This window comes from Fulverythrobacter ferritrahens, assembly GCF_020539485.1.
Lineage (GTDB): Bacteria > Pseudomonadota > Alphaproteobacteria > Sphingomonadales > Sphingomonadaceae > Andeanibacterium > Andeanibacterium ferritrahens.
This window is the reverse complement of sequence record NZ_JACDXU010000001.1, coordinates 1041219-1067622: the sequence shown is the minus strand read 5'-3', so window position 1 is coordinate 1067622 and position 26404 is coordinate 1041219. Positions and strand designations below refer to the sequence as shown.

Sequence of the window (26404 nt, the reverse complement as noted above, 5' to 3'; positions counted from 1 at the left end):
TCAGTCCGAGCCGTCCGTCCAATCCAGCCACCGCTGCCAGAAGCCCGATCTAGCGGCCGGGCGGGCCAGCAGAAAGTCGAGGCTTCTTTCCGGCAATAGCGGAAAAGTCACGCCATGGTGGTTAATTTCGCGGTAATTTGCTTGAGTTTGCGTCGGATCGTGGCCGATCAGCGGCAAAACGTCGCGCCCGAAGGCGATCACGCGGCGCGGGCGCACCAGCGCGATGTGATGCAGCACCACGGCCCCCAACCCATCGGAAGACAGCGAGGCCCAGTCCGCCGCGGGCGTATGCCGGGCAAGCGTGCTGGCCAGATAGACATCCGCCGGATCTACTCCTGCCGCGCGCAGGAAGCTGGCCAGCAGCCGCCCGCGCGATGCGGAAAGCAGCGTTTCGCTATCCTCCGGCTCCGGTTCGGGCACCAGTACCATCAGCTGCGCGCCGCCAGCGCCGCGCGGGGCGATGCGGGGGCGCGGGCCGCCCGTATCGAGACTCGGCTCGGTCAGCCACCATTGGCCAAAGTCCTCAAGCCGCTGGGGCCAGCTGGCCGGATCGCCGCCGATTCTGGGGCGCTGAACCTCTGCCTCGGGCTGGGCAATGACAGGCGGGATGCGCCGGGGAGTGGAAGGCGCTTCCTCCTTTGGCTCGTGCAGCCAGACTTCCGTAGCGTCGGTGAAAATATGGTCCACCCCGGCCTCTCGCCACCAGTCCTGCACGGCGGCGAATTGCGCGGCGAGCGTGCGGCTGGGCGGAAGGGATGCGGCAGTGTCCATAAGTCGCCTCCAGTCTTGACCTCGCCGCCGCCAGCAATCAAGGCTCCTGCGTTCACGAAGACACTTTTCCATCGAGGACGCCGGAAAATGAGCGAACGCGAATCCATGCCTTATGACGTGGTAGTGGTTGGGGCCGGGCCCGCCGGCCTTGCCGCCGCCGTCCGTCTCAAGCAGCTCGCGCCCGATGCCAGCGTGTGCATTCTGGAAAAGGGCTCGGAAGTCGGCGCGCATATCCTTTCCGGCGCGGTGGTCGATCCCAAGGCGCTGGACGAGCTGCTGCCGGACTGGCGCACAGACGGCTGCCCGATGGCCGAAGTGCCCGTCACCGACAATTGGCACTGGGCGCTGACCGCCACGGGCAAGCTCGACATGCCCCATGCGATGATGCCCCCGCTGATGAGCAACAAGGGTTGCTATACCGGGTCGCTGGGCAATCTGTGCCGCTGGCTGGCGGAAAAGGCCGAGGCACTGGGCGTGGAGATCTTCCCCGGCTTCCCGGCAGCGGAAGTGCTGTTCGACGAGGCTGGCGCGGTGATGGGCGTCGCCACGCAGGATATGGGCGTGGCCAGGGATGGCAGTCACAAGCCGGACTATCAGCCGGGCATGGAACTGCACGCCAAATACACCCTGTTCGCCGAAGGCGCGCGCGGCCATCTGACCAAGCGGCTCAAGGCGCATTACGATCTGGAGCGGGATTGCCAGCCGCAGGTCTATGGCCTGGGCATCAAGGAATTGTGGGACATCGCGCCGGAAAAGCATGTGCCGGGCCGCGTGCTCCACACGCAGGGCTGGCCGCTGAGCGAAAGCGGCAGCTGGGGCGGGGGCTTCCTTTATCATCAGGCCAACGGGCAGGTGGCGCTCGGCTTCGTCACCGCGCTCGATTACGCCAATCCCTATGTCTATCCCTTCGAGGAATTCCAGCGCTGGAAGCAGCACCCGGAAATCCGCGCCATTCTGGAGGGCGGCCGCCGCGTGTCCTATGGTGCGCGGGCGATCAACGAAGGCGGCTGGCAGTCCGTGCCCAAGCTGGAATTCCCCGGCGGCGCGCTGATCGGCTGTTCGGCAGGCTTCGTGAACGTGCCGCGCATCAAGGGCAGCCACACCGCGATGAAGAGCGGGATGCTCGCCGCCGAAGCCATTGCCGAAGCCTTCGAGACCGGCCGCCAGAATGACGAGCTGAGCGGCTATGGCGCCTCGCTGCGGTCCAGCTGGATCGCGAAGGAACTGGAACTGGTGAAGAATGCCGAACCGCTGGTGGCGAAGTTCGGCGGCACGCTGGGCACGGTTCTGGCGGGCGCGGATATGTGGCTGCGCACTTTGGGCATTCGCCTGCCTTTCACCATGGCGCACCACACCGATGCCTCCGCCACGGGCGAGGCGAAGAATTACCAGCCCATCGCCTATCCCAAGCCCGATGGCGTGATCAGCTTTGACCGGCTTTCCTCCGTGTTCCTGTCGAACACCAATCACGAGGAAGACCAGCCCTGTCACCTGAAGCTGAAAGACCCCACGGTTCCCACGGCGATCAACCTGCCGGTCTATGCCGGGCCGGAAGCACGCTATTGCCCGGCGGGCGTCTATGAATTCGTGGGCGTGGAGGAAGGCAATCCCAGCCTGGTGATCAACGCCCAGAACTGCGTCCACTGCAAGACCTGCGACATCAAGGACCCGACGCAGAACATCGAATGGGTAACGCCCGAAGGCGGCGGTGGGCCGAATTATCCGAATATGTGAAATCCTCCCCGAAACGGGGAGGGGGACCACCAAAGGTGGTGGAGGGGCACAGGCGTGATCACCGGACCTCGCAACACAGTCAAACGCGCTCGCAAATTGCGCAGCGAAATGACCTTGCCCGAAGCGATGCTCTGGCGGGAAATGCGCAAACGCTCGCAAGGATTGAAATTCCGGCGACAGCATCCGGCGGGGGATTATGTGCTGGATTTCTATTGCGCGGGGGCGCGACTGGCGATCGAGGTGGACGGATTTGCCCACAGCGGTATTCGTGCGGCGAAGGCGGATGCTGCTCGGTCCCATTTCCTTCGGTCGCAAGGCGTTGCTACGCTGCGGGTTCCGGCGAAGGCTGTGCTGGACGATGTCGGGGCGGCTATGGAGCGGGTAGTTGAGGTTTGTTGTGACAGGATTGGCGTTCCGATGACTCCGCGTGTGCCCCTCCACCATCCTGCGGATGGTCCCCCTCCCCGGAACGGGGAGGATTTGTGAGGGAAACCGCCTACGCCAAGATCAATCTCGCCCTCCACGTCCGGCGGCGGCGGGAGGATGGGTATCATGAGCTGGAAACGCTCTTCGCCTTTGTCGATGCGGGGGACGAACTCACCGCGCGGCAGGCGGAGCAGGATAGTCTGGCCGTCACCGGGGAATTCGGGGCTGCGCTGACCGATCCCTTCGGCAATATCGTTGCCCGCGCGCTGGGGGCCCTGCCGCGCGCCGATGGGCTGGCGATCACGCTGGAGAAGAACCTGCCGGTCGCCGCCGGGCTGGGCGGGGGCTCTGCCGATGCGGGGGCGGTGTTCCGGCTGGTGGAGCGCACACACGGCCTGCCGGATGACTGGCGGGAACGCGCCGCGCAGCTGGGCGCGGATGTGCCCGCCTGCGTGGAAAGCGTGACCTGCGTGGGGCGCGGCACGGGGACGGAGCTGGAACCCGGCCCGGTCGACCTTGCCGGAATGCCCGTGCTGCTGGTCAATCCGCGCATTCCGCTGGCCACCGGTCCGGTTTTCAAGGCGTGGGATGGGCAGGATCGCGGGCCCATGCCGGAAGGCAGTGCGCGGCAGATCGCCCTGGAAGGGCGCAACGATCTGGAAGCGCCCGCCATCTCGCTCTGCCCCGAAATCGCCGATGTGTTGCGTGATCTTGAGGCAACAGGCCCCTGGCTGTCGCGCATGTCGGGCAGCGGCGCGACCTGTTTTGCCCTGTTCGACAGCCCGGAGGCCTTGCATGCCGCGTCCGAGCGGCTAGCGCAGGAACATCCGCAATGGTGGCGCATGGAAGGCAGACTGCGATGATCGAGCATGAGGCATACCGGATATTGGGAACCCCGCGTTTCGGCGGCATCCTGGTGGTTTCGGACCATGCTTCCAATGCAGTGCCCGGCGACATCGAGCTGGGCATCGATCCCGCGCTGCTGAACCAGCATATCGCTATCGACATCGGGGTTGCCGTGGTGGGCGAACTGATGGCGCAGAATCCCGGCATCGCGGCCTTTCAGGGCAATGTCAGCCGTCTGGTGTGCGACTTCAACCGGGATGAGGATTCCCTCGCCAGCGTTCCCGAAGTGAGCGACGGAGTGGAAATTCCCGGCAATCGCGGCGAGGTGCATGAAGCGCGGATGGCGCGTTTCTATCGCCCCTATCACTCCGCGCTCGCCCGGTTGCTGGAAGAAACGCCGCCTTCGCTGATCCTCTCGCTCCACAGTTTCACGCCGCAACTGGCCAGCGATCCCGATTGCAGGCGCCCGTGGGAATGCGGGGTGCTGTATAATCAGGATGACCGGGCCGCCCGCGTGGCCATTCCGGTGCTGGCGGCGGAAGGGCTGAATGTGGGCGATAACCAGCCCTATTCAGGCAAGGTGCTCAACACCACGATGAACGTCCATGCCGAGGCCGAGGGCAGGCCCTATTTCGGGGTTGAGGTTCGGCAGGACCGGCTATCGACGCCTGAACAGCAGGCCGAATGGGCCGAGCGGCTGGCGCGGATATGCAACCGTGTGGCGATTGCGATCGGGGAATAACCCTGCCTGTCACCCCGGACTTGTTCCGGGGTCCAGCTGATTATCTCACGCAAAGGCGCAAAGACGCGAAGAAGGTGAGTGAACGCGCAATCTCTTTGCGCCTTCCTGGCTTTGCGTGGCACCCTTATTGAGCTGGACCCCGGAACAAGTCGGGGGTGACAGGAAGATTGGCACTGTCCCCACTTTGTCCATTTTCTTCTTCGGCTCGCCCGCTACCTGAAGTAGAGCGCCTGCAAACCTGATTTCGGAGCCTGTATCATGCCTGCCTATCGTTCCCGCACTTCCACCCATGGCCGCAACATGGCGGGCGCGAGGGGGCTGTGGCGTGCCACCGGAATGAAGGACAGCGATTTCGGCAAGCCGATCATCGCGGTGGTGAACAGCTTCACCCAGTTCGTGCCGGGCCACGTGCATTTGAAAGACCTTGGCCAGCTGGTCGCGGGGGAAATCCATGCGGCGGGCGGTATCGCCAAGGAATTCAACACCATCGCCGTGGATGATGGCATCGCCATGGGCCATGACGGCATGCTCTATTCGCTGCCTTCGCGCGACCTGATCGCGGACAGCGTGGAATATATGGTCAACGCCCATTGCGCCGATGCGATGGTGTGCATCTCCAATTGCGACAAGATCACGCCCGGCATGCTGATGGCCGCGATGCGCCTCAACATTCCCTGCGTGTTCGTTTCGGGCGGGCCGATGGAAGCGGGCAAGGTCGTGGTGAAGGGCAAGGAAGTCGCGCTTGACCTGATCGACGCGATGGTTGCCGCCGCTGACGAAGCCTATTCGGACGAGGAAGTGGCCGAGATCGAGCGTTCCGCATGCCCCACCTGCGGTTCCTGCTCGGGCATGTTCACCGCCAATTCGATGAACTGCCTGACCGAGGCGCTGGGCCTTTCGCTGCCGGGCAATGGCTCGCAGCTGGCCACTCATGCGGATCGCAAGCAGCTGTTCGAACGCGCCGGCCGCCTCGTGGTGACGCTCGCCAAGCGCTATTACGAAGAGGGCGACGTGAGCGTCCTGCCGCGCGCCATCGCCAGCTTCGAAGCCTTCGAAAACGCGATGAGCCTGGATATCGCCATGGGCGGTTCCACCAACACCGTTCTCCACCTTCTGGCCGCCGCGCAGGAAGCTGGAGTGGACTTCACCATGGCCGATATTGATCGGCTGAGCCGCAAGGTGCCGTGCCTGTCCAAGGTCGCCCCGGCCAAGAACGACGTCCATATGGAAGATGTTCACCGCGCGGGCGGGATCATGGCCATTCTTGGCGAGCTTGATCGTGCGGGGCTGCTGCACACTGCGCTGCCGACCGTACATAGCCCGACCCTGGGCGATGCGCTGGCCGATTGGGACATTCGCCTCACCAACAATCCGATGGTGCAGGAATTCTACAAGGCCGCTCCCGGTGGTGTGCCCACGCAGACCGCCTTCAGCCAGAACCGCCGCTGGGACGAGCTGGACATTGACCGTGAAAACGGCGTGATCCGCTCGGCCGAACATGCCTTCTCCAAGGACGGCGGCCTTGCCGTGCTTTACGGCAATATCGCGCTGGAAGGCTGTATCGTGAAGACGGCGGGCGTGGACGATTCCATCCTGAAATTCTCCGGCCCGGCCAAGGTCTATGAAAGCCAGGACGCTGCCGTGACCGCGATCCTCACCGGCCAGGTCGAGGCGGGCGACGTGGTGGTGATCCGCTATGAAGGGCCCAAGGGCGGGCCGGGCATGCAGGAAATGCTTTATCCGACCAGCTATCTGAAATCGAAGGGGCTGGGCAAGGCCTGCGCGCTCATCACCGATGGCCGCTTCTCTGGCGGCACCTCGGGCCTGTCCATCGGCCATGCCTCGCCCGAAGCGGCGGAAGGCGGCGCCATCGGGCTGGTCGAGATGGGCGACATGATCGAGATCGACATTCCGGGCCGCACGATCCATCTGGCCGTCAGCGATGAAGAAATGGCCCATCGCCGCGCGAAGATGGAGGCCAAGGGTGATGCCGCATGGCAACCCGCCGAACCGCGCCCGCGCAAGATTTCGGCGGCGCTGCAGGCCTATGCCGCCATGACCACCAGCGCCGCACGCGGCGCGGTGCGCGACGTTTCGCAGCTCAAGCGGGGGTAATGGATACGCATTCGTCATTGCGAGGAGCGCCGGACGCAATCCGGAGCGGTTGTGCGCAACGGCCCTGGATTGCCGCACCCTTCGGGCTCGCAATGACGATGCTTTTATCCGCCTGCTCCCCCGAAGCGGTGGAGAAATCCCCCGCCAAGGCTGAGGAAGCCAAGGAAGCACCCACTCGCTCCGCCAGTGGCAACGAGTTGATCGAATGCGCCATCGGCGGTGCGCAATGGTTCCTGCGCGAATGCGAGGTGGAGAAGGGCACGGCCGACGATGGCGCCCGCATCCTGATCGTGCGCCATCCCGATGGCGGGTTCCGGCGCTTCACAGTGCTGACCGACGGGCGCGGGCTGGAACCTGCGGACGGGGCCGAACAGGCACAGGCCGATCTGGTGGATGGTCGGCTCGACATACGCGTTGCGGATGACCGCTATCGCTTTCCTGCAACGGTGAAGGCCCATGCGCCGGGCGAGTGACCAGATACTCACCGTCGCCCAGATGCGCGATGCGGAGGAGGCTTTGATTGCGGCAGGCAGCAGCGTGGATGCGCTGATGCAGATCGCCGGGCGCGGGGCGGCGGAATGGGTCTGGCGGCTCGGCTGGCCCAAATCCGTCACGGTACTGTGCGGCCCCGGCAATAATGGCGGGGACGGCTATGTCATTGCCGAGGCCCTGCGCGAGCGCGGCCTGCCGGTGACGGTGGTGGCCCCGCTCGCCCCCGGCACCGATGCCGCGCGCAATGCCCGTGCGGCCTATCGGGGCGAGGTTCTGCCCTCCGCCGAGGGCCTGCGCGGCCATGTTCTGGTCGATTGCCTGTTCGGCAGCGGGCTGGTCCGGCCGCTGAGCCCCGAATTGTTCCAGATGCTGCGGCAATTGGCGGATAGCCATCCGCTGCGGATCGCTGTCGATCTGCCAAGCGGCGTGGAAAGCGACAGTGGCCGCGCCCTGAACGATCACCTGCCGGATTACCGCCTGACCATATGTCTCGGCGCATGGAAATTCGCCCATTGGACCATGCCCGCCGCTGCCCTGATGGGAGAGCGCAGGCTGGTTTCCATCGGCGCGGCGCAGGTTCCCGGCGTTGCCCATCTGCTCGGCAAGCCGCACCTTCAGGCGCCCGCCGCCGATGCCCACAAATATACGCGCGGTCTGCTGGCCGTGATCCCCGGCGCCATGCCGGGCGCGGCTCTGCTGGCGAGCGAGGCGGCGATGCGCGCCGGAGCGGGCTATGTCCGGCTTGCCGCGGCGCAGGCCCCCATGGGTACGCCGCCCGATCTGGTAGTCGATCCGCAGGCGCTGGGCGATCCGCGTCTTTCCGCCGCGCTGTTGGGGCCGGGCCTTGGCCGGGGCGCGGGCGCGCAGGCGCGGCTTGGCGAGGTTCTGGCCCGCGAAGTGCCGCTGCTGCTGGATGCCGATGCGCTGGTGGCGCTCACGCCCGCCATGCTGGCCGGGCGCCGTTCTCCCATCCTTGCCACGCCGCACGAAGGGGAGCTGACGCAGCTTGCCGTAGCTTTCGACATTGCCGCGCAGGGCAAGCGCGCCGTGGCGCAGGAATTGGCGCGGCGCACGGGCATGGTGGTGATCGCCAAGGGGGCGGACACGCTGATTGCCGCGCCCGATGGCCGGGTGGAAGTGGCACGGCCTGCACCGAGCTGGCTGTCGGTTGCCGGTTCAGGCGATGTCCTGGCCGGGATTGCCGCCAGCCGCCTTGCCACGGGCGCCGATCCCTTCACCGCCGCCTGCGAGGCAGTATGGCTGCATGGGGAGGCCGCGCGGCTCGCCGGGCCGCTGCTGGTGCCATCGGGGCTTGTCACGCATATTCCAGCCGCCTACGCGCGCTGCCTGTGACCGAAACCGAAGAGATTATCCGCATCGCCGCCAAGGGCGACGGCGTTACCGCCAGTGGCCGCCACTCGCCCTTTTCCGCGCCGGGCGATCTGCTGCATATTGATGGCACGCTGGAACACGGCCCCCATCATGTCGATCCGCCTTGCCGCCACTTCGGCACCTGCGGCGGATGCCAGCTCCAGCATCTGGACGAGGAGGCGCTGGCTACATTCGTCACCGAACGGGTGGTGAATGCCGCCCATGCGCAGGGCCGGGGGCTGGTGGCGGAACGCCTGCACCCCGTGCATCTGTCGCCTTCGCACAGCCGCCGCCGGGCGACCCTTCATGCAATCAATGGCGGCGGCGGGCCGCTGATCGGCTTTCACGAGACGGGATCGCACAAGATGGTGGGCATCAGCGAATGCCCCGTGCTGGCCTCTGAATTGTTCGAGGCTGTCGGCCAGCTGCGCCGCCTGTTGGCGCGGCGGAAGGGCAAATATGCCGCCGATATCGAACTGACTCTGGCGGAGCAGGGCATTGCCTGCGGGCTAAAGGGCTTGAGTTTCGAGGGGCTGGCCGATGCGGAAGCCCTGTTCGATTTTGCACGGGAAAGCGGCTTTGCCCGGCTTACGGTGGATGAAGGCTATGGGCCTGAAACACGGTGGGAGCCGGTGCCCGTAACCATATCGCTGAGCGGGGTTTCGGTGCCGCTTCCCCCCGGTGCCTTCCTGCAGGCGACTGTGGATGGGGAGGAAATGCTCACCGCCTGTGCCAGGGAATGGCTGGATGGTGCGAAGGTGGTGGCCGATTTGTTCTCCGGCCTCGGCACATTCGCTTTCGCGCTGGCCGGCCCGGCCAAGGTGCTGGCGGCAGAGGCATCGCGCGATGCGCATCTGGCGTGCAAGGCGGCTGCCGGCACTTCCGGGCGCCCGGTCCATGCGCTGCATCGCGACCTGTTCCGCAATCCCTTGCAGCTGGACGAGCTGAACCGCTTTGGCGGGATCGTGCTCGATCCGCCGCGCGCCGGCGCGCGCGAACAGGTGAAGCTGATCGCGGGCAGCACCGTGCCGCGCATCGTTTATGTCAGCTGCAATCCCTCAAGCTGGGCGCGCGATGCTGCCCTGCTGGTGGAAGGCGGCTATCGCCTGGTGGATTTGCGGCCTGTCGGCCAGTTCCGCTGGTCCACCCATGTCGAGCTCGCCAGCCTGTTCGTGAAGGGCTGAAGCCGAGAGCAGCTAAAGGGCCGCCAGCATTTCCAGTAACTGCGCGGAGAGCCACTCACGCGCATGGGCCTCCACAAAGGCATGGCTGGCGCCGGGGCAGTGGCGCAAGCGGGGATCGGCCGGATCCCAGCCCGCCGCGAAAATCTGGGCAGTGCGGTCCCGCTCCGCCAGCAGGATCGTGGCGGGGCCGAAGAAACCGTCAAGGCCAGCGGCGACCTGCTGGGCCAGACTGGTCGGCGCCGGGGCAGGGCGCAATGCCTGCCCGATGCCGCGTATCAGCTTGCCGAAGGAAACCTTGCCGCTCAGCAGCCGCAGGATTTCCGCCGGATCGCGCAATTTGCTGGAATAGCGTGCCCGGATCGCCTGCGGGGGCGGAGGCGCGTCCTCATTCTCGATCGTCCACGGATTGGCTAGCGCCAGCGCGTCCAGCCCCGCGCCATGCGCCAGCATCAAGGCGCTTGCCCCGTCGCAATTGCCGAAGCCTGCCACGCGCTCCATCCGTGGAGCCGCCGCGCGAAAGGCCGCAAGGGCGGCGGAAATATCCGGCGCGCTGTGGAGGAACCCGCCGTTTTCCCCCTCGCTATCGCCTACGCCGCGCCGGTCGAACCGGAACACCGGATGGCCTGCCGCTGCGATCTGCGCGGCGAGCTGGGCCTGCCCGGAAAAGGCCCCGGCACGTGTTTCGTTCCCGCCGGTGACGATCAGCAGGCCGGCCTTGCCAGGAGCTTCCTCTGCCGCCTCGTCCAGCGTTCCGAAGAGCTGCGCGCTTTCGCATGGGAAAGTCAGGTGGATGCGGCTCATTTGCCCTCATCCATTTTGCCCAGTTCCACTGCGAGGAAACCCGCCAGCATGTCCGCCTGTGCGGGATCGAAGCCCGGTTCGGCGCGCAGCCAGGGTGCGGAGCCGCCGATCGCCGCATGGGGAATGTCGGACAGGCGGCCACTGTCAGGCAGGCGCGCCGCTTCCAGATCGCGCACCATTTGGGGGCCCAGGCGATAGCCGGCCAGTTCCAGCCCTTCGCCGCGCCCTATCTGAAGCAGATCCTCCGCAGTTTCGTTGATGCCGGATTCGCGCCCGGAGATGCTCCGCGCGCGCAGCATCGCGCGCAGTGCATTCGCGCCGCCCGTGGGGGCATAGCGCCAGCCGGACAGCGCGGGCGGGGCAAGGATGGCGGCAGCCCGCACAGTCAGCAGATGGGTTGCCGCAAAATGCCCTGCGGCGGCGATTGCGGCGGCGCGCCATCCGGCCAGCCATTGCCGCTCCAGCGGGGCGGGGCTTTCATTACAGCCGGGAAGATCGGGCAGAAATGAATCGATCCCCATGCGGTCCAGCCGCCGCATTGCCTCCACCAGCGTGTGCCGCACCTTGTTCGCCTCCTCGAACAGAGGGGGCAGGATCAACAGCCGCCGCGCACGCCCGGAATCGAAGGCGAGGGCATATTCCTCGCCGCCATCGGGAGTGGGCCAGACGGCTATCGGCATAGGTCAGCCGACTTCGCGCTTGTTCCCCACGAAGGCGAGCAGCGCCCCGTAGGTTTCCAGCATTTCGCCGTCGATTTCATCATCGTCGATGATGATGTCCAGCCGATCCTCGATTTCGGTAAGAAGCCCGGCCACTGCCATTGAATCGAGTTCCGGCAGATGGCCGAACAGGCCCGTATCGCTGGTGAAACCATCCACGCGCGCGCGGTCCAGCCCCAGCACATCGCACAGGATTTCGCGCAGGATCGTGTCGGTCTGGCCGGAAATTTCGGATGCGGTGCTCATCGCGTCTTTCATCGATTGGGGCCAATGCCCTGGAAGGCCCCGGCTTTAAGTCCTGTCGCGCAGCTTGCGCAACCCCGCGCGCGCAAGGCGGGGCCAGTTGGCGGGATTGGCCGGGCGCAGGCACTCCAGCCGGAAGCGCGGCCGCGTTTCTTCCATCCACATCGCCTTATAGGGATCGTCACCTGTCCCGAAATCGACCATTTCCACCTGATCGCGATCGATCACATGCTCGAACAGGGCGGCGGTCAGCACGGTTCCCGCCGAAAGCGGCCCGGCCTCTTCCACATGGGCCAGTTTGTGAATGAAGGCGGTGTCGGCCTCAACGGTCCAGAACTGGGCGGCCAGCGGCTTGCCTTCGCTGCGGGCAATGCCCAGCCGCAGGCGGCCTGCCGCGCCTTCTTCCTCGGCAAAGCGGCGCAGCATGGCGGGCTTGCCCTCCGCCGGCTTCCAGCTCGCGGCATAGATCGCCTCATAGGCGGCCCATGCGGCGGGATCGAAGCTCGTGTGGATTTCCACCTCCACCTTCTTCGCCTTGCGCTTCAGCGTGGTGCGCAATGTGCCCGGGCGCCCGCCCAGATAATCCTCATAGGATCGCCCGCTTACGCGCAATATGTGATTGGTGTCGCAGGGCTCGCGCAGCACGATCCACCAGGCGGAACGGAAGGCCGCCGCCAGCATGGTGGCGCTGCGATCCTCGTCCGGCAGCGGCCACAGTACGATCCGGCGCGCCTCATCCGCAAGTCTGCGGGCGATGGCCTGCATCAGGGCCGGCTGATTCGCCCCTGGAGTGGCGAGTGGCCGCCAGAAGAAACTGTACCAATTGGCCAGGGGTACCAGCGCCGATCCTTCGCGCATCAGCGGCAGGGCCAGCGTATGCAGCCCGTCTCCGGCCATGGCGATGAAGGGATCTAGCCCGCCTTCCTTTGCGAGCAGGGCGAACCATTCCGCCCGGTCGAACGGAGCGGCGCTTGCAAAACCGGGTGGTTGCAAGACATTAACCCTGTTGTGATAGCTGACCGCGATCACCTGAACGGTTCCCCTTTAGTGGAGCCTCCTGCCGGAGTCCCGATGCCTGTCGCCCCCGATCCGATTGCCAGACCGCTCGACCATCTTGCCCTGTTCGGACAGGATGATGCGGCGGCGCTCGTCCTCAGGCAAGGCGTCCTTACCTACAAGGCCTTAAGGGAGCGTATCTCTTTGCTCGCCGCGTGGCTGGCGGCGCGTGTGCCCGAACAGGGCGCGCGCGTGGCGAGCTGGGCGGCCAAGGGCGAACTGACCTGTCTGCTGCCCCTCGCCGCGGCGCGGGCGGGGCTGGTGCATGTGCCGGTCAATCCGCTGCTCAAACATGCGCAGTTGGCGCATATATTGGCCGATAGCGGCGCAAGCCTGCTGGTGGGCAATGCCGCTCGCCTCGGCAGCCTTGGCGAAGGCGATGTTCCCGCAGGCTGCGCGCTGATCGAGGAGGCGGAGGTCTGGGCAGGCGCCGAGGCTCTGGACGGCGCGCTCGCGCCATCGTCCGCCGATCCGGGCGATCTGGCGGCGATCCTTTATACCAGCGGCTCTACCGGCAGGCCCAAGGGCGTGATGCTGAGTCATGCGAATCTGTGGCTCGGGGCGGTCAGCGTGGCGAATTATCTGAGGCTGGGGGCGGATGATGTGGTGCTAGGCGTACTGCCCCTGTCGTTCGACTATGGCCAGAACCAGTTGCTTTCCGCCTGGCGCGCGGGGGCGAGCGTGGTGCCGATCGATTATCTCACCGCCCGCGATGTAGTGAAAGCCTGCGCTCGCCATGGCGTGACAACTCTGGCCGCCGTGCCGCCTTTATGGGTGCAATTGGTGGAGCAGGACTGGCCGGAGGAATCCTCCGCCCCGCTACGCCGCTTGACCAATAGCGGCGGCGCACTGACCGTGGTTCTGGTGCGCAAATTGCGCGCGATCTTCCCGCAGGCGCGGCTGTTCCCGATGTATGGCCTGACCGAGGCGTTTCGTTCCACCTTTCTCGATCCCGCCCTGGTGGACACGCACCCCACTTCGATGGGCAAGGCGATTCCCTTCGCCGAAGTGCTGGTGATCGGGGATGATGGCGCCATCACCGCGCCGGGGGAGGAGGGGGAGCTGGTCCATTGCGGGCCGTTGGTGGCGCAAGGCTATTGGCGGGATGCGCAGCGCACGGCGGAACGGTTCCAGCCTGCTCCGGCGGGTTCCGCCTATGGCGGCATGGCGGTATGGTCTGGCGACAGGGTGATGCGCGACGCGGATGGCCTGCTCTATTTTTCCGGCCGGCGCGATGCGATGATCAAGAGCGCGGGCAACCGCATTTCCCCGCAGGAGATAGAGGATGCCGCGCTTGCCACCGGGCTGGTGGCGGAAGCCGTGGCGCTGGGCGTTCCGGATGAGAGGCTGGGGCAGGCTGTCCATCTGATCGTGCGCCCCCGCGCCGGGGTGGAAGATGCGGAAACCCGCCTGCCGCGCATTCTGGCTCAGGAGCTACCCAATTTCATGCAGCCTCGCATATTCCACTGGCGGGACGTCATGCCGCTCAATCCCAATGGCAAGATCGACCGGGCAGCCCTGCAGCGGGAGCTTGGCGCATGAAGCCGCTCGGCCCGATCCCCGCAGGTTTCGCGGCGCTGGATGGCGAGCTTGCCATCGGCGGCAAGACCGCGAGCGAGTTTGTGGCGCAGGCGGGGGGCACGCCCTTGTTCGTCTATTCGCGCGAGATGATCGCCCGCCGGATTGCCGATCTGCGCGCCGCCATGCCGCCAAGGCTGGCGATCCATTATGCGGTGAAGGCCAATCCCTTCGGCCTGCTGCTGCGGGAAATGGCCAGTCTGGTCGACGGGTTTGACATTGCCTCGGGCGGGGAGCTTGCGATGCTCCGTGCCGCCGGGATCGATCCCGCGAAGGTCAGCTTCGCCGGGCCGGGCAAGCGCGATGCGGAACTGGAAGCCGCCATCGCGGCAGGCGTGACGATCAATCTCGAATCCACGAACGAAGCCCGGCGCGCGCTGGAAATTTCCGCGCACCTTGGCGTGACACCGCGCCTTGCCATCCGGGTGAATCCCGATTTCGAACTGCGCGGATCGGGCATGAAGATGGGGGGCGGGGCCAAGCCCTTCGGCGTGGATGCGGATCAGGTGCCTGCGCTCGCCCGCCATTTGATTGATCAGGGTGCGCAATGGTGCGGCCTGCATATCTTCGCCGGCAGCCAGGCGCTGGACGCGGAGGCGCTGATCGAAACCCAGGCCAATGTGCTGGCGCTGGCGGACAGGCTGGCGGAAGAAATCGGCTCGCCTTTGCCGAAACTGAATATGGGCGGCGGCTTTGGCATTCCCTACTTCAATGGCGACGCGCCGCTGGACATTGGGATAATTGGGGCGGCCTTGGCAGATCGCTTCAGATCTCTTCCTGAAAGCCTTGAAAATACCCAATTCTGTATCGAACTTGGCCGTTATCTGGTGGGGGAAGCAGGCGTCTATCTGACGCGAATCGTCGATCGCAAGGCCAGCCATGGCCAGACCTATCTCGTCACCGATGGCGGGCTTCATCATCAGCTTGCGGCCTCGGGAAATTTCGGCACCGTGGTCCGCCGCAACTATCCGCTGGCCATCGCCACCCGCTTCGGCGCGGAGGTTGAGGAGGAGGTGAATGTGGTCGGCTGCCTGTGCACGCCGCTTGATCGCCTCGCCGATCAGGCGGCGCTTCCGCGTGCCGATGTGGGCGATCTGGTGGCGGTATTCTGCGCCGGTGCCTATGGCGCCAGCGCCAGCCCGGCGATGTTCCTGGGGCAAGGGCCTGCCGGGGAAATTCTTATTTAACCATTTAACCTTTGATATGGGCCAGTCCCTATTCGGGACAGTGCCGCCAAGCCCCTCCCAAAACCTCGCTTTTCGGCCTTGGATAACGAGATGTTCACCCTTTTCGGGAAAGACCAGCCCCGGATCGAAGGGGGCCGGGCATTGGGAACGGACAAGCCGTTTCTTCATCACGGCTGCAAATAATGCCTAGATCTGCGTGAGGACGTATCGATGCACAAGAGTGTGACTGCCCGCATGTTCATGGCACTGGCCATGGTCAGCCTTGCGCTGACCGGCTGTGCCAGCACCGGGCCCAAGCTGCCGCCCGCCCAGTTCGTGGCGATGCAGGAAGGGCCGGGCGAGGAATATGTGATCGGCCCGCTTGACGAACTGACCGTGCATGTCTGGCGCAACCCGGAACTGGGCGCCAAGGTGCAGGTGCGCCCCGATGGGCGCATCACCACGCCGCTGGTTTCCGACATGCCCGCCGTGGGCAAGACGCCCACCATGCTGGCCGAGGATATCCGTCTGCAGCTTTCCCAATATATCACCGACCCGCTGGTTTCCGTGATCGTGAACCAGTTCGCCGGCACTTTCAGCCAGCAGGTCCGCATTGTCGGCGCGACCGAAAAGCCGGCCTCCATCCCCTATCGTGCGAATATGACCTTGCTCGATGCGATGATCGCGGTGGGCGGCCTGTCGGAATTCGCCAGCGGCAACCGTGCCAAGCTGGTCCGTTTCGAGAAGGAAACGGGCAAGCAGCAGGAATATGCCCTGCGCCTGTCGGACCTGCTCAAGAAGGGCGACAGCAAGGCCAATGTCCTGCTGATGCCGGGCGACGTGATCATCATTCCCGAAAGCATGTTCTGAGGGCGGGGCGGCACAGGGGATGAATGCCATCGTAGAAGAGATCCGCGCGGCGCTATGGTCGGTCTGGAACCGGCGATGGCTCGCGCTGGCGGTCGCCTGGGGTCTGTGCATCGCAGGTTGGCTGGCCGTGGCGATGTTCCCCAATGCCTATGAATCGAAGGCCCGTATCTTTGTCCAGCTCGACGATGTGCTGGCCCAGCAGATCGGTATCGGCACGGGTAGCCGCAAGAAGGATATCGAACGCGTCACCCAGACGCTGACGAGCGCGGTGAACCTGGAAAAGGTCATCCGTTCCACGCGCCTTGGCAGCATGGTCAACACGCCGCGCGAGATGGAAAATGCGGTGGCGGCGCTGGCCAAGACGATCACGGTGAAAAGCACCGAGGAAAACCTGTTCGAGATTACCGCCGAAAGCGGCCGCAGGGATCTGTCCGATGGACAGAATGCCCAGCTGGCTCAGGAGGTGGTGCAGAAACTGATCGACATTTTCCGCGAGCAGAATCTGGGCGGATCGCGCGGAGAAATGCGCGAGACGATCGACTTTCTCGACCAGCAACTGGCCGACAGGCAGAAGCAGCTGGAAACGGCCGAGCAGCAACGCCTCGCTTTCGAGGCCAAGCATCCTGAACTGATCGGCGGCGCTGCGGCCATTTCGCAGCGGCTCGAATCCACTCGCGCGGAACTGCGCAGCGTGGAGGCGGATCTGGCTGCGGCGCAAAGCGCGCTGGCGGCCACCGATGGCCAGCTCGCAGGCACTCCGCGCACTCTGGTCGTTCCGGGGCAGGTCGGCGGCGCGGCCGGCGCATTGATGCAGGCGGAAGCCAATCTTTCAGACATGCGCGCGCGCGGGCTGACTGACAGCCATCCCGATGTGGTGACTCTCGAAAAGCAGATCGCCTCGTTGCGCCAGCAGGCCGCGAAGCAGGGCAATGGCGGGGGCATGCCGAACCCGGCCTATAGCTCGCTCCAGTCTATTCGGGCGGAGCGCATGGCCAATGTCCAGGCACTGCAATCGCGCAAGGCGGCGCTCAATTCGGAACTGATGCAGATCACGGCGAACCAGTCGCTCGAACCGGGCGTTGCGGCTGAGGCCCAGCGGATCAGCCGCGACTATGAAGTGCTGCGCGAACAATATGACAAGCTGCTGAAGGATCGCGAGGAACTGCGTCTGCGCGGGCAGGTGGAGACTGAACGGAACGCCGTGAAGTTCGAGGTGATCGATCCGCCGACAACGCCGCGCATTCCTTCCGCGCCCAATCGCCCGCTGCTGCTGTTTGGCGTTTTGGTGGTGGGCATGGCTGGCGGGGCTGGCGTGGGCTGGGGCATTGGCCAGCTGCGTTCTTCCTATGCCACCGCGGGGAAGCTGGAAACCGTGTTCGATCTGCCGGTTATCGGCACGATCTCCCACGTCACCACCGAAGCGGGGCGGGTGCTGAAGGCACGACGCCTGAAACAATTCGCGGCCGGGACGGGCGCCTTGTGCGGGCTGTTCATCGTGCTGCTGGCGGTGGAATTCATCCAGCGCGGCATGGTGGCCTGAGGGGGGAAGCGACATGACCGATCAGAGCAAGATCCCGCTTCCTCCGGAACGCGACGATTCCCGGGACGGTCCCCAGAACGACGGAGGCGCATCGGGCGAGGATAAGGGCGCAAAGGAAGGCGGCTCGCTGTTCGAGCGCGCGAATGGCGCTTTCGATCTGGGCGGTTCGTTCACTCCCGCGCCGGTGCCGAAGAACCTGGCGGACATTCCCACCCGGATCAAACGCCGGCGGCCTCCGCCCCCCGATGCGCGCCCGGTGCCGATTGGCGCGCCGGTGATCCCGCCGGTCCAGAAGGTCGCCGCGGAGCCGGCTTCGGTTGCCCCCCAGAAGCCTGCCGCGAAGATTGCGGAACCTGCACCTGCTGCCATGCAGACGCCGCCTGCAAATCCGGTGGATTTCCCGGCAACCCGGCACCCGATCAACCGCGCCCATCTGCGCGAGCAGGGCCTGATCGAGCCTGAAGGCACGGTTTCGACCCTGCTTGAGGAATTTCGCATCGTGAAGCGCGAATTGCTGCAGTCCGCGCGCGAGGCTCAAGTGAAGGGCATGGGCGGCAAGGCCCAGCGGATGCTGGTCTGTTCGCCATTGCCGGGCGAAGGCAAGACTTTCTGCGCCACCAATCTCGCGCTGGCCATGGCGGCGGAGCGCGATGGCGAGGTGCTGCTGGTGGATGCCGATTTCGCCAAGCCTTCCATCCTTTCAGTGCTGGGCCTGCCCGGCGGCCCGGGGCTGATGGATGCGCTGGCCGATCCTTCGATCCGGGTCGAGGATTGCGTGCTGGGCACGGACATTCCCGGCCTGTGGGTGCTGCCCGCTGGAAACCAGACCACGCGCGACAGCGAATATCTCGCCTCCGGCAAGACCGCGCAGCTGCTCGACCGGCTGACGCAGGGCGCGCCCAATCGTATGGTCATTTTCGATTCTCCGCCGGTTCTGGCGGCATCGCCGGCCGCGGAAATCGCCAAATATGTCGGGCAGGCGGTGCTGATCGTCCGGGCCGATTCCACTGGCCAGCGATCCATCGAGGATGCACTGCACCTGCTGTCCCATTGCGAAGACATCAAGTTGTTGCTGAATGATGCGCGTTTCAGCCCCAGCGGTCGGCGCTTCGGCTCCTATTATGGATATGGAGCGTAAGATGGCCCGCCGGTTTGTGGCCCACCGCCTTTATACCCTCCCGATTGTCCTTGGCTGCGCCGCGCTGCCTCTTGCCGCCCATGCGGAAGAGGCGGAGGGCAAACCCCGCCAGGTTTCGGTCACGCCCTATATCGAGGCAGCGCAGGTTCTCACGGCGGAGCTTTCGCCGGGCAATGATGTGGTGACCTATTCGCGCATTGCCGCAGGCGTGGATGCTCAGGTGACGGGTCGCAATACGGCAGGCGCCATCTCGCTGCGCTATGAACGGCGTATCGGGTGGGAAAAGGATTCCCCCGATGGCGATCTCATCAGCGGCATTGCCCGCGTGGGCGTCGGCCTCATTCCGCAGACGCTGACGCTTGAAGCAGGCGGCATCGCGGCGCGCACCCGGGTGGAAGGCAATGGCGCCTCCATCCTCAGCCCGATCGTGGACAATGCGGGCAAGGCCAATATCTACGGCGTCTATGCCGGTCCTTCGCTGCATACGGGCATGGGCGATCTGGAAGTCGAAGGGCATTACCGCATCGGCTACACCAAGGTTGAAGAACCCGATGCGCTGGTGAGTGCTCCGGGGGCAGAACCGGTGGATGTGTTCGACGAAAGCGTGGTGCAGAATGCCCAGCTTCGCGTCGGCGCGCGGCCGAATACGCTGCTGCCGGTGGGTGTCGGTGTGGGTGCCGGATGGTATCGCGAGGACATCAACAATCTCGATCAGCGCGTGGATGATCGCCATGTGCGCGCCGATGTGACCGTGCCGGTCAGCCCCTCCTTGGCGCTGGTTGGCGGCGTCGGCTATGAAGATGTGAAGATTTCCTCGCGCGACGCGGTGCTGGACGGGCAGGGCAAGCCGGTGGTGGGCGCCGATGGCCGCTATGTCACCGATAAATCCTCACCCCGCCAGATCGCCTATCAGACCGATGGGCTGATCTGGGACGCAGGCGTGCTCTGGCGTCCGAGCCGGCGCACGTCGCTGGAAGCGCATGTGGGCCGCCGCTATGGCTCGATGAGCTATTACGGCTCGCTGTCCTACCAGCCCAGCTCGCGCTCCAGCTTCAATGTGGGCGTTTATGACACAGTATCGGGCTTCGGCGGCCAGTTGAACAATGCGCTGGCCAATCTGCCGACCGAGTTTCAGGCGCTTCGCAATCCGATCTCGGGCGACATCACCGGCTGCGTCGACAGTCTCGACAAGGGCGCCTGCCTTGGCAGCGTGCTGAGCGCCGTGCGCTCTTCCACCTTCCGCTCGCGCGGCGTGGCCGCCACTTATGCCAAGCGGTTCGGCCGCTGGCAGGCAGGCATCGGCGCGGGATATGACAACCGCAAGTTCATCGCCGCCGACAACACGGTTCTGGCCGATGTGAACGGCAAGGCCGACGAAACCGTCTGGCTTGCGGCCTATCTCAATGGCCGCCTGGGTGACAGTTCCAGCGTTTCGACCAATATCTATGCCAGCTGGTTCGACAGTGATTTCGAACTGGCGGGCGGTTCGACCGGCTTTGGCGCCTCGGCCGCTTATTATCGTTCCATCACGCAGCATCTTTCGGCAACGGCTGCCGTCAGTATCGATGGCGTGAATCGCGACAACAGCACGCTGGATGACACTTTGTCTGCCGCGGCGCTGCTTGGTATGCGATATTCGTTCTAAACTATTCGGCCTGGGCCCGGAGGTAGGGATAATGTTCGACGATTTTTACGGGCTCACGGGAAAGCCGTTCCAGCTGACGCCGGATCCGGCCTTCTATTTCCCCAGCGGGACGCACCGCAAGGCGCTGTCCTATCTGCGCTATGGCCTGGCGCAGGGGGAAGGTTTCATCGTCATCACCGGCGAGGTCGGGGCGGGCAAGTCCACTCTGGTGGCGCATCTCGTGGCCTCGATCGATCCGGCCCAGCTCACCGTCGGCCAGGTGGTGACCAGCAAGCTGGACGATGAGGAAATCGTCCATGTGGTGGCGCAGAGCTTCGGCCTGGACATTACCGGGCATGACAAGGCCAGCGCGCTCGGCTCGATCGAGGGCTTCCTGCATGAGGAAGCGCGCGCGGGCCGTCGCTGTCTGCTGATCGTCGATGAATCGCAGAATCTTTCGGTCGCCGCGCTGGAAGAACTGCGCATGCTCTCCAACTTCCAGCTCGGTTCGCATCCGCTGTTGCAGACCCTGCTGCTTGGCCAGCCGGAATTCCGCGCCATGCTGCAGTCCGAAGGCGGGCTGGAGCAATTGCGCCAGCGCGTGATCGCGGCCCACCATCTGGAACCGATGGATGCGGCGGAGATCGAGCCCTATGTGGTCCATCGCCTGAAGCATGTCGGGTGGGATGGCTCCAGTCCCTCTTTCGACCAGCGCGTTTTTGCGGAACTTTACGAAGCATCGGGCGGCATTCCGCGCCGGATCAACCAGATTGCCAATCGCCTTATGCTGCTGGGCGCGGTGGAGCAGCGCTCTCGCATCGATGCGGCCATGCTCCATGCGGTGCTGGCGGAAATGGATGGCGACAATGCCTTCCCCGCCGCCGCACCGGTAGTGAAGGCGCGCACGCCCGCACAGGTGGAACAGGCCGCTGCGGCAGAAGCCGCGACCGCCCCGCGTCCTGCCGCTCCCGTGGCCGGAATCAGGCCCGAGGAACTGCGCCGCGCGCTGGCGGAACGCGACAACCAGATCGCGGAACTGCAGCAGGCGGTCGTTGAATTGTCCTATTCCCGGGGCGATGCGCAGACCGAGGCTGCCAGCCCCGAAATCGAGGCGCTGCGGGAACGTGTGGCTCAGCTTGAAGCCCGGTTGATCGAGCAGGAGCGCACGATGCGTCACACGCTGACCATGTTGATCGAGTGGATCGAAAACGACCCTTCGCAAATCGCGGCGTGAGGATGAAGGCGTGAGCGAGGAAGCGCTCTCTCTGCCTCCAGCAGGCGGCACTCCGGTCAACGGCCTGTCCGTTGATGTGGAGGACTGGTTCCAGGTCGGCGCGTTCGAACATGTGATCGAGCGTGGCGCATGGGATGGTCTGGCCGCGCGTGTTGAACGCAATGTCGAAGAAATCCTCGACCTGTTCGACAAGGCTGACGTGAAGGCCACATTCTTTACCCTGGGCTGGGTCGCACAGCGCAACCGGGCATTGATGCGCCGGATCGCGGAGCGGGGGCATGAACTGGCCAGCCATGGCTGGGATCACGCCCGCGTCCATACGCTTGATCGCGCCAGCTTTGCCGAGGATATACGCCGCGCGCAGCAGGAAATCGAGGATTCGAGCGGAATGGCCGTTACCGGCTATCGTGCGCCCAGCTTCTCCATCGATGCCCGCACGCCCTGGGCACACGAGGAACTGGCGAAGCAGGGCTATGCCTATTCCTCCAGCGTGGCGCCGATCACCCACGATCACTATGGCTGGCGGGACGCGCCGCGTTTCGCTTTCAGGCCGCTGGCGGACAGCGATCTGGTGGAAATTCCTGTCACCACGGCGGAATTCGCAGGCAGGCGGCTTGCAGCGGGCGGCGGCGGGTTCTTTCGTGTGTTGCCCTATGGTTTTTCGCGTTGGGCAATCCGCCAGGTAAACGGGCGCGACGGCCGGCCCGCCATCTTCTATTTCCACCCGTGGGAAATCGATCCCGGCCAGCCGCGCGTCGCCAATGCTCCGCTCAAATCGCGCCTGCGCCATTATACCAATCTGGGTGGCATGGCCGGAAAGCTGGAGCAATTGCTGAGAGATTTTCGTTGGGGCCGGATGGATGAGCTTGCCCGGCAGGAGGCCCCGCGCGCGCTGGATCTGGCGGCGTGAACGCGCCTTTTTCCCTTGCCGGTGAGACGGTCCGCACGGTCGATCTGCGCGAGCGGGGCGAGACCGCGCGGATCGAAGGTTTCGTAGCGGCGATGAAAGGCACGATCTTCCATCGTCCGGCATGGCTCGCAGCAGTGGAACAAGGCACGGGCCAGAAGGCGTTGGGGCTGGTGGCGGAAAAGGCGGGCGCAATCACCGGTTGGCTACCGCTCAGCCGCATCCATTCTCCCATTTTCGGCAGCGCGATGGTTTCCAGCGGCTTCGCGGTGGGGGGGGGAATCCTGGCCCAGCGGAGCGAAAGCGCGGAGGCGCTGGCACGCGCAGCAGAGGAACTGGCCCTGCGCCACAGTTGCACCACGGTGGAACTGCGCGGCGGGGCCTTGCCCCATGCCTGGGACATCCGGACGGACAGCCATTGCGGCTTTGAGTGGGAACTGGCGCCCGATGATGAAGCACAACTTCTGGCCATTCCGCGCAAGCAGAGGGCCGAGGTTCGCAAGGGATTGGAGCAGGATCTGACCGTCCACGTCGGCACGGGGGCGGAAGACCGCGCGGCACATTATGCCGTCTATGCCGAAAGCGTGCGCAATCTCGGCACACCCGTTTTCCCGCGCTCCCTGTTTGAAGCAATGCTCGACGCTCTCGATGCGGACATATTGACCATCCGCCATGGTGGTAACCCAGTGGCGAGCGTCCTGTCCTTCTATCATCAGGGTGCGGTGCTGCCCTATTGGGGTGGCGGTGTGGCGGCTGCCCGGACATTGCGCGCGAATGACCGGATGTATTTCGAACTGATGCGTCATGCCCGCGCGCGGGGCTGCACACGGTTCGATTTCGGCCGTTCGAAGACCAATAGCGGCGCCTGGCATTTCAAGAAGAACTGGGGCTTCGAGCCTACGCCGCTGGCCTATGCCAGCTGGACGGCACCGGGCACGGCCAAGCGCGATGCGGACCCCACCAGCGCGCGCCATGCGGCCCGGATCGCGCTGTGGCGGAGATTGCCGCTGGCGGTAGCCAACCGGCTCGGCCCGATCATTGCCCGGGGTCTGGGATGAGCGGGGAAATCCTCTTTCTTGCCCACCGCCTGCCATTTCCGCCCAATCGGGGGGATAAGATCCGGTCCCACCACATACTCACGGCGCTGGCGGCGCTTGCCCCCGTTCATGTCGCGAGTTTCGTCGATAATCCGGACGATTGGGCGCATGAAGGTGATCTTGCCGCGATTGCTGCCTCATACCGTCTCGTTTCGCGTTCCCGCCCGCTGATCGTCGCCGGATGCGAGGCGTTGCTGCGGGGGGAGGCGGTCAGCATTGCAGCCTTTGGCAGCGCGGCACTGGCCAATTATGTCGAGGACATCCTCCGCACCCGGCCGATCTCGGCAATCTACGTCTTCTCCGGCCAGATGGGCCAATATGTGCCGGCGGGGTTTTCCGGCCGCCTGGTGGTCGATCTCGTAGATGTCGATTCCGCCAAGTTCGAGAGTTACGCCGCTGGCGGAAGCGGCCTTCGCGCGTGGATCGATGCGCGCGAGGGGCGGCTGTTGCAGGCCGAGGAGCAGCGCCTTGCCAATGCTTCCGCTGTGACTCTGCTTGTCAGCGAAGCCGAAGCCGAGCTGCTGCGTTCCCGCCTGCGAGGACCCGCCAGAGAAAAGGTGCGGGCACTGGGCAATGGCATCGACACCGCCAGTTTTAACCCTGCCGCCCCTATGGCGGAGCATCCGCTGGACGAGAATCCGGGGCCGCATCTCGTCTTCACCGGCCAGATGGATTACGCGCCCAATGTAGAAGCCGCGATGCGCGTCATCCGGCACATCCTGCCCGAATCGCGCCGCGAATGGCCTGGCGCCCGGTTCCATGTCGTCGGACGGGCCCCCTCGAAGGAACTGCTTGCGCATGACGGGCAGGGCGGAGTGCGCATCTGGGGAGAAGTTCCCGATGTCCGGCCGTTTCTTGCCGGGGCGGACATCGCGATCGCACCGCTGGTCCTGGCGCGCGGTGTCCAGAACAAGGTGCTGGAAGCTATGGCCATGGCCTGCCCGGTGGTGCTCACACCCGGCGCGGCGACGGGAATTGGCGCACAGGATGGTGTCCATTTCCGCGTGGGCGATAGCGATGCAGAGCTGACGCAGTGCGTCCGGGCAATGCTGGAGGATCCGGCGCGGGCGAGGGCCATGGGAACGGCGGCCCGGCAATTCGTGGTGGAGCAGCGGGGCTGGGCGGCAATGTTGGCCGATCTTCCGGATATCATGGGTTTGCCTCGCCCGGAAAAGGCGAGCCGAAATGCCGCATGATGCCGCGACGCTTCGCGGCGGGTTCGGTGGCCTGATCGCCCGGTTCCCGAGGCAATGGCAGCTTCCGCTTGTCCGCCTCGCACTGGCATGGATCGGGCTGATCGCATGGTTCTGGCACGACTGGGCCGAGATGGCCGATCAGTGGTGGAACAGTTCCACCTATAATCACATATTGCTGGTGCCTGCGATTGTGGGCTGGCTTGTCTGGCTGCGGGCGCGCGAACTGGCGCGGCTCGTTCCTTCCTCCTGGTGGCCGGGGCTGATCGTGGTGGCGGGTGCCGCAATCCTATGGCTGCTTGGCGCGATTTCCGGCCTCAATCTGGCGCGGCAGCTGGGTGCGGTGGCGGCCTTGCAGGGCGCCGCGCTCACCTTGCTGGGGCCGCGCGTGGCGGCAGGGTTGCTCTTTCCGCTGGCCTATCTGCTGTTCCTCGTCCCCTTTGGAGACGAACTGGTGCCGACCCTGCAGATGATCACGGCCGAACTGACTATCGGCCTTACGCATCTGAGCGGCATTCCAGCCCGGATCGAGGGGGTGTTTATCGACACGCCCGCGGGGCTTTTCGAAGTGGCGGAAGCCTGTTCGGGCGTGAAATTCCTGATCGCGATGATCGCCCTTGGCACATTGGTCGCGCATGTCTGTTTCGAGCGATGGGGGCGACGGATCGCCTTTGTCGCGGTGGCGGTGATCCTGCCGGTCCTGGCCAATGGTGTCAGGGCTTGGGGCACGATCTATATCGCCCAGTTTCAGGGCGTGGAATTCGCCCAGGGGTTTGACCATATTTTCTATGGCTGGGTGTTCTTCGCCATCGTGATGGGGGTTTTGCTCGCGCTGGGATGGCGCTTTTTCGACCGTGCGGCTGACGATCCGCTGATTGACGCCGGTGCCATTTCGGCTGCTCCATTTCTCGCGCGGCTTGCACGGTTCAGCATCAATGGATGGGGCGCCCTGCTGGCAATTGTTGCGCTTGTGCTGCTGACCGGCGCCTGGGCGGCTCGGGCAGAGCGGCTCGCCGCGCCTGTTCCTCCGCAGATCGCATTGCCCGTGGTGCCGGGCTGGAAGATGGTGGACTACCGCCCGCAGGTCTGGTGGGAGCCGCGCGCAAGCGGGGCCGATCATCGCCTGCTTGGCCGTTATGTGGACGGCCATGGGCATGAGGTTGATGTGTTCTACGCATTCTATTCAGCGCAGGACGAAGGGCGCGAGGCCGGGGCGTTCGGGCAGGGCGCTCTGGTGCCTGACAGCGACTGGCGCTGGCTCAAGCCTGGCCCTGCCATTCCCGATGCCCAGGCCGATCTGCTGCTGGCGCAGGGCCGCGTATCCCGTCTCGCGGCGACCTTCTATCGCACCGGCGATTTGCTGACCGGCAGCAATTCGCGCCTGAAACTGGCCAATATGCGCGATCGGCTGCTTGTTCGCGCCGAACCGACCATGACGCTTGTCCTCTCCGCGGAGGAGCGGCCCGGTCACCCCGCCGCCCAGAGCATCGCTGCCTTCCGTCGTGCCACTGGCCCAGTGGGTGAATGGATGGACGGCATCGCTCAACTTCCCTAACT

The 26404-nt window shown here is 65.1% G+C and carries 24 protein-coding genes; 19 read left to right on the top strand and 5 right to left on the bottom strand.

What is annotated here, in order from left to right; all coding sequences use genetic code 11:
- Complete coding sequence (locus H0274_RS05175; protein WP_226793654.1) at positions 1–771, bottom strand: hypothetical protein; 771 nt, start codon at positions 769–771, stop codon at positions 1–3.
- Positions 772–858: 87 nt separating this feature from the next.
- Here H0274_RS05175 and H0274_RS05170 point away from each other — a divergent pair, with 87 nt between their 5' ends.
- The 8 genes from H0274_RS05170 to H0274_RS05135 all read left to right on the top strand — a co-directional run bounded on the left by H0274_RS05170 (position 859) and on the right by H0274_RS05135 (position 9681).
- The gene (locus tag H0274_RS05170; protein WP_226793651.1) at positions 859–2505 is read left to right on the top strand and encodes an electron transfer flavoprotein-ubiquinone oxidoreductase; all 1647 of its coding nucleotides are present in this window, start codon (positions 859–861) and stop codon (positions 2503–2505) included.
- A 54-nt stretch (positions 2506–2559) separates the two neighbouring features.
- Positions 2560–2991: an endonuclease domain-containing protein gene (locus tag H0274_RS05165; RefSeq protein WP_226793648.1), complete on the top strand. Its 432-nt coding sequence runs from the start codon at positions 2560–2562 to the stop codon at positions 2989–2991.
- Positions 2988–3794: a 4-(cytidine 5'-diphospho)-2-C-methyl-D-erythritol kinase gene (locus H0274_RS05160; RefSeq protein WP_226793645.1), complete on the top strand. Its 807-nt coding sequence runs from the start codon at positions 2988–2990 to the stop codon at positions 3792–3794. The genes H0274_RS05165 and H0274_RS05160 overlap by 4 nt, the downstream gene beginning before the upstream one ends.
- Positions 3791–4519 carry an N-formylglutamate amidohydrolase gene (locus tag H0274_RS05155; protein ID WP_226793643.1) on the top strand — a complete coding sequence of 243 codons (729 nt, stop codon included), beginning with the start codon at positions 3791–3793 and terminating at the stop codon, positions 4517–4519. Before H0274_RS05160 ends, H0274_RS05155 begins: the two co-directional genes overlap by 4 nt.
- A 258-nt stretch (positions 4520–4777) precedes the next feature.
- A complete protein-coding gene (ilvD, locus tag H0274_RS05150; RefSeq protein WP_226793639.1) occupies positions 4778–6634 on the top strand; it encodes a dihydroxy-acid dehydratase in 1857 nt (618 codons plus the stop codon).
- A gap of 92 nt (positions 6635–6726) precedes the next feature.
- Positions 6727–7107 carry a hypothetical protein gene (locus H0274_RS05145; RefSeq protein WP_226793637.1) on the top strand — a complete coding sequence of 127 codons (381 nt, stop codon included), beginning with the start codon at positions 6727–6729 and terminating at the stop codon, positions 7105–7107.
- Entirely contained in the window at positions 7091–8479 is a 1389-nt protein-coding gene (locus H0274_RS05140) for an NAD(P)H-hydrate dehydratase (protein ID WP_226793633.1), read from the top strand. Before H0274_RS05145 ends, H0274_RS05140 begins: the two co-directional genes overlap by 17 nt.
- Positions 8476–9681 carry a class I SAM-dependent RNA methyltransferase gene (locus H0274_RS05135; protein WP_226793630.1) on the top strand — a complete coding sequence of 402 codons (1206 nt, stop codon included), beginning with the start codon at positions 8476–8478 and terminating at the stop codon, positions 9679–9681. Before H0274_RS05140 ends, H0274_RS05135 begins: the two co-directional genes overlap by 4 nt.
- A gap of 12 nt (positions 9682–9693) precedes the next feature.
- Here H0274_RS05135 and H0274_RS05130 read toward each other — a convergent pair whose 3' ends face one another.
- From H0274_RS05130 to H0274_RS05115, 4 genes are read right to left on the bottom strand one after another with little or no spacing between them, the layout of a single operon-like run.
- A complete protein-coding gene (locus H0274_RS05130; RefSeq protein ID WP_226793627.1) occupies positions 9694–10482 on the bottom strand; it encodes a hydrolase 1, exosortase A system-associated in 789 nt (262 codons plus the stop codon).
- Positions 10479–11162, bottom strand: coding sequence for an alpha/beta hydrolase family protein (locus H0274_RS05125; RefSeq protein WP_226793624.1), 684 nt, complete (start codon positions 11160–11162; stop codon positions 10479–10481). The genes H0274_RS05130 and H0274_RS05125 overlap by 4 nt, the downstream gene beginning before the upstream one ends.
- A 3-nt stretch (positions 11163–11165) precedes the next feature.
- Complete coding sequence (locus H0274_RS05120) at positions 11166–11447, bottom strand: phosphopantetheine-binding protein (protein WP_226793621.1); 282 nt, start codon at positions 11445–11447, stop codon at positions 11166–11168.
- Between the two features lie 45 nt (positions 11448–11492).
- Positions 11493–12473, bottom strand: coding sequence for a GNAT family N-acetyltransferase (locus H0274_RS05115; protein WP_226793618.1), 981 nt, complete (start codon positions 12471–12473; stop codon positions 11493–11495).
- Between the two features lie 42 nt (positions 12474–12515).
- Here H0274_RS05115 and H0274_RS05110 point away from each other — a divergent pair, with 42 nt between their 5' ends.
- The 11 genes from H0274_RS05110 to xrtA all read left to right on the top strand — a co-directional run bounded on the left by H0274_RS05110 (position 12516) and on the right by xrtA (position 26402).
- Positions 12516–14042: an acyl-CoA ligase (AMP-forming), exosortase A system-associated gene (locus H0274_RS05110; RefSeq protein WP_226793615.1), complete on the top strand. Its 1527-nt coding sequence runs from the start codon at positions 12516–12518 to the stop codon at positions 14040–14042.
- Positions 14039–15265: a pyridoxal-dependent decarboxylase, exosortase A system-associated gene (locus tag H0274_RS05105; protein ID WP_226793612.1), complete on the top strand. Its 1227-nt coding sequence runs from the start codon at positions 14039–14041 to the stop codon at positions 15263–15265. The genes H0274_RS05110 and H0274_RS05105 overlap by 4 nt, the downstream gene beginning before the upstream one ends.
- Before the next feature lie 210 nt (positions 15266–15475).
- Positions 15476–16114, top strand: coding sequence for an XrtA/PEP-CTERM system exopolysaccharide export protein (locus H0274_RS05100; protein WP_226793609.1), 639 nt, complete (start codon positions 15476–15478; stop codon positions 16112–16114).
- 19 nt (positions 16115–16133) lie between these two features.
- On the top strand, positions 16134–17654 hold the full coding sequence (locus H0274_RS05095; RefSeq protein WP_226793606.1) for an XrtA system polysaccharide chain length determinant: 1521 nt from the start codon (positions 16134–16136) through the stop codon (positions 17652–17654).
- Positions 17655–17667: 13 nt separating this feature from the next.
- On the top strand, positions 17668–18792 hold the full coding sequence (locus tag H0274_RS05090) for a P-loop NTPase family protein (protein WP_226793603.1): 1125 nt from the start codon (positions 17668–17670) through the stop codon (positions 18790–18792).
- A 1-nt stretch (position 18793) separates the two neighbouring features.
- A complete protein-coding gene (locus H0274_RS05085; RefSeq protein ID WP_226793600.1) occupies positions 18794–20437 on the top strand; it encodes an autotransporter outer membrane beta-barrel domain-containing protein in 1644 nt (547 codons plus the stop codon).
- Between the two features lie 31 nt (positions 20438–20468).
- The gene (locus H0274_RS05080) at positions 20469–21650 is read left to right on the top strand and encodes an XrtA/PEP-CTERM system-associated ATPase (RefSeq protein ID WP_226793597.1); all 1182 of its coding nucleotides are present in this window, start codon (positions 20469–20471) and stop codon (positions 21648–21650) included.
- A gap of 10 nt (positions 21651–21660) precedes the next feature.
- Positions 21661–22560: an XrtA system polysaccharide deacetylase gene (locus tag H0274_RS05075; RefSeq protein WP_226793594.1), complete on the top strand. Its 900-nt coding sequence runs from the start codon at positions 21661–21663 to the stop codon at positions 22558–22560.
- Positions 22557–23615, top strand: coding sequence for a FemAB family XrtA/PEP-CTERM system-associated protein (locus tag H0274_RS05070; protein WP_226793591.1), 1059 nt, complete (start codon positions 22557–22559; stop codon positions 23613–23615). The genes H0274_RS05075 and H0274_RS05070 overlap by 4 nt, the downstream gene beginning before the upstream one ends.
- Positions 23612–24850 (top strand): TIGR03087 family PEP-CTERM/XrtA system glycosyltransferase, encoded by a 1239-nt coding sequence (locus H0274_RS05065; RefSeq protein WP_226793588.1) that lies wholly within the window; start codon positions 23612–23614, stop codon positions 24848–24850. Before H0274_RS05070 ends, H0274_RS05065 begins: the two co-directional genes overlap by 4 nt.
- Complete coding sequence (gene xrtA, locus H0274_RS05060) at positions 24840–26402, top strand: exosortase A (RefSeq protein WP_226793585.1); 1563 nt, start codon at positions 24840–24842, stop codon at positions 26400–26402. Before H0274_RS05065 ends, xrtA begins: the two co-directional genes overlap by 11 nt.
- Positions 26403–26404: the final 2 nt, after the last annotated feature.

Coding starts and splice junctions, on each gene's coding strand:
- H0274_RS05095 (WP_226793606.1), top strand. CDS start 16,134: ATGAATGCCATCGTAGAAGAGATCCGCGCGGCGCTATGGTCGGTCTGG.
- H0274_RS05090 (WP_226793603.1), top strand. CDS start 17,668: ATGACCGATCAGAGCAAGATCCCGCTTCCTCCGGAACGCGACGATTCC.
- H0274_RS05125 (WP_226793624.1), bottom strand. CDS start 11,162: ATGCCGATAGCCGTCTGGCCCACTCCCGATGGCGGCGAGGAATATGCC.
- H0274_RS05140 (WP_226793633.1), top strand. CDS start 7,091: ATGCGCCGGGCGAGTGACCAGATACTCACCGTCGCCCAGATGCGCGAT.
- H0274_RS05120 (WP_226793621.1), bottom strand. CDS start 11,447: ATGAGCACCGCATCCGAAATTTCCGGCCAGACCGACACGATCCTGCGC.
- xrtA (WP_226793585.1), top strand. CDS start 24,840: ATGCCGCATGATGCCGCGACGCTTCGCGGCGGGTTCGGTGGCCTGATC.
- ilvD (WP_226793639.1), top strand. CDS start 4,778: ATGCCTGCCTATCGTTCCCGCACTTCCACCCATGGCCGCAACATGGCG.
- H0274_RS05110 (WP_226793615.1), top strand. CDS start 12,516: ATGCCTGTCGCCCCCGATCCGATTGCCAGACCGCTCGACCATCTTGCC.
- H0274_RS05065 (WP_226793588.1), top strand. CDS start 23,612: ATGAGCGGGGAAATCCTCTTTCTTGCCCACCGCCTGCCATTTCCGCCC.
- H0274_RS05105 (WP_226793612.1), top strand. CDS start 14,039: ATGAAGCCGCTCGGCCCGATCCCCGCAGGTTTCGCGGCGCTGGATGGC.
- H0274_RS05155 (WP_226793643.1), top strand. CDS start 3,791: ATGATCGAGCATGAGGCATACCGGATATTGGGAACCCCGCGTTTCGGC.
- H0274_RS05130 (WP_226793627.1), bottom strand. CDS start 10,482: ATGAGCCGCATCCACCTGACTTTCCCATGCGAAAGCGCGCAGCTCTTC.
- H0274_RS05085 (WP_226793600.1), top strand. CDS start 18,794: ATGGCCCGCCGGTTTGTGGCCCACCGCCTTTATACCCTCCCGATTGTC.
- H0274_RS05170 (WP_226793651.1), top strand. CDS start 859: ATGAGCGAACGCGAATCCATGCCTTATGACGTGGTAGTGGTTGGGGCC.
- H0274_RS05145 (WP_226793637.1), top strand. CDS start 6,727: ATGACGATGCTTTTATCCGCCTGCTCCCCCGAAGCGGTGGAGAAATCC.
- H0274_RS05080 (WP_226793597.1), top strand. CDS start 20,469: ATGTTCGACGATTTTTACGGGCTCACGGGAAAGCCGTTCCAGCTGACG.
- H0274_RS05175 (WP_226793654.1), bottom strand. CDS start 771: ATGGACACTGCCGCATCCCTTCCGCCCAGCCGCACGCTCGCCGCGCAA.
- H0274_RS05100 (WP_226793609.1), top strand. CDS start 15,476: ATGCACAAGAGTGTGACTGCCCGCATGTTCATGGCACTGGCCATGGTC.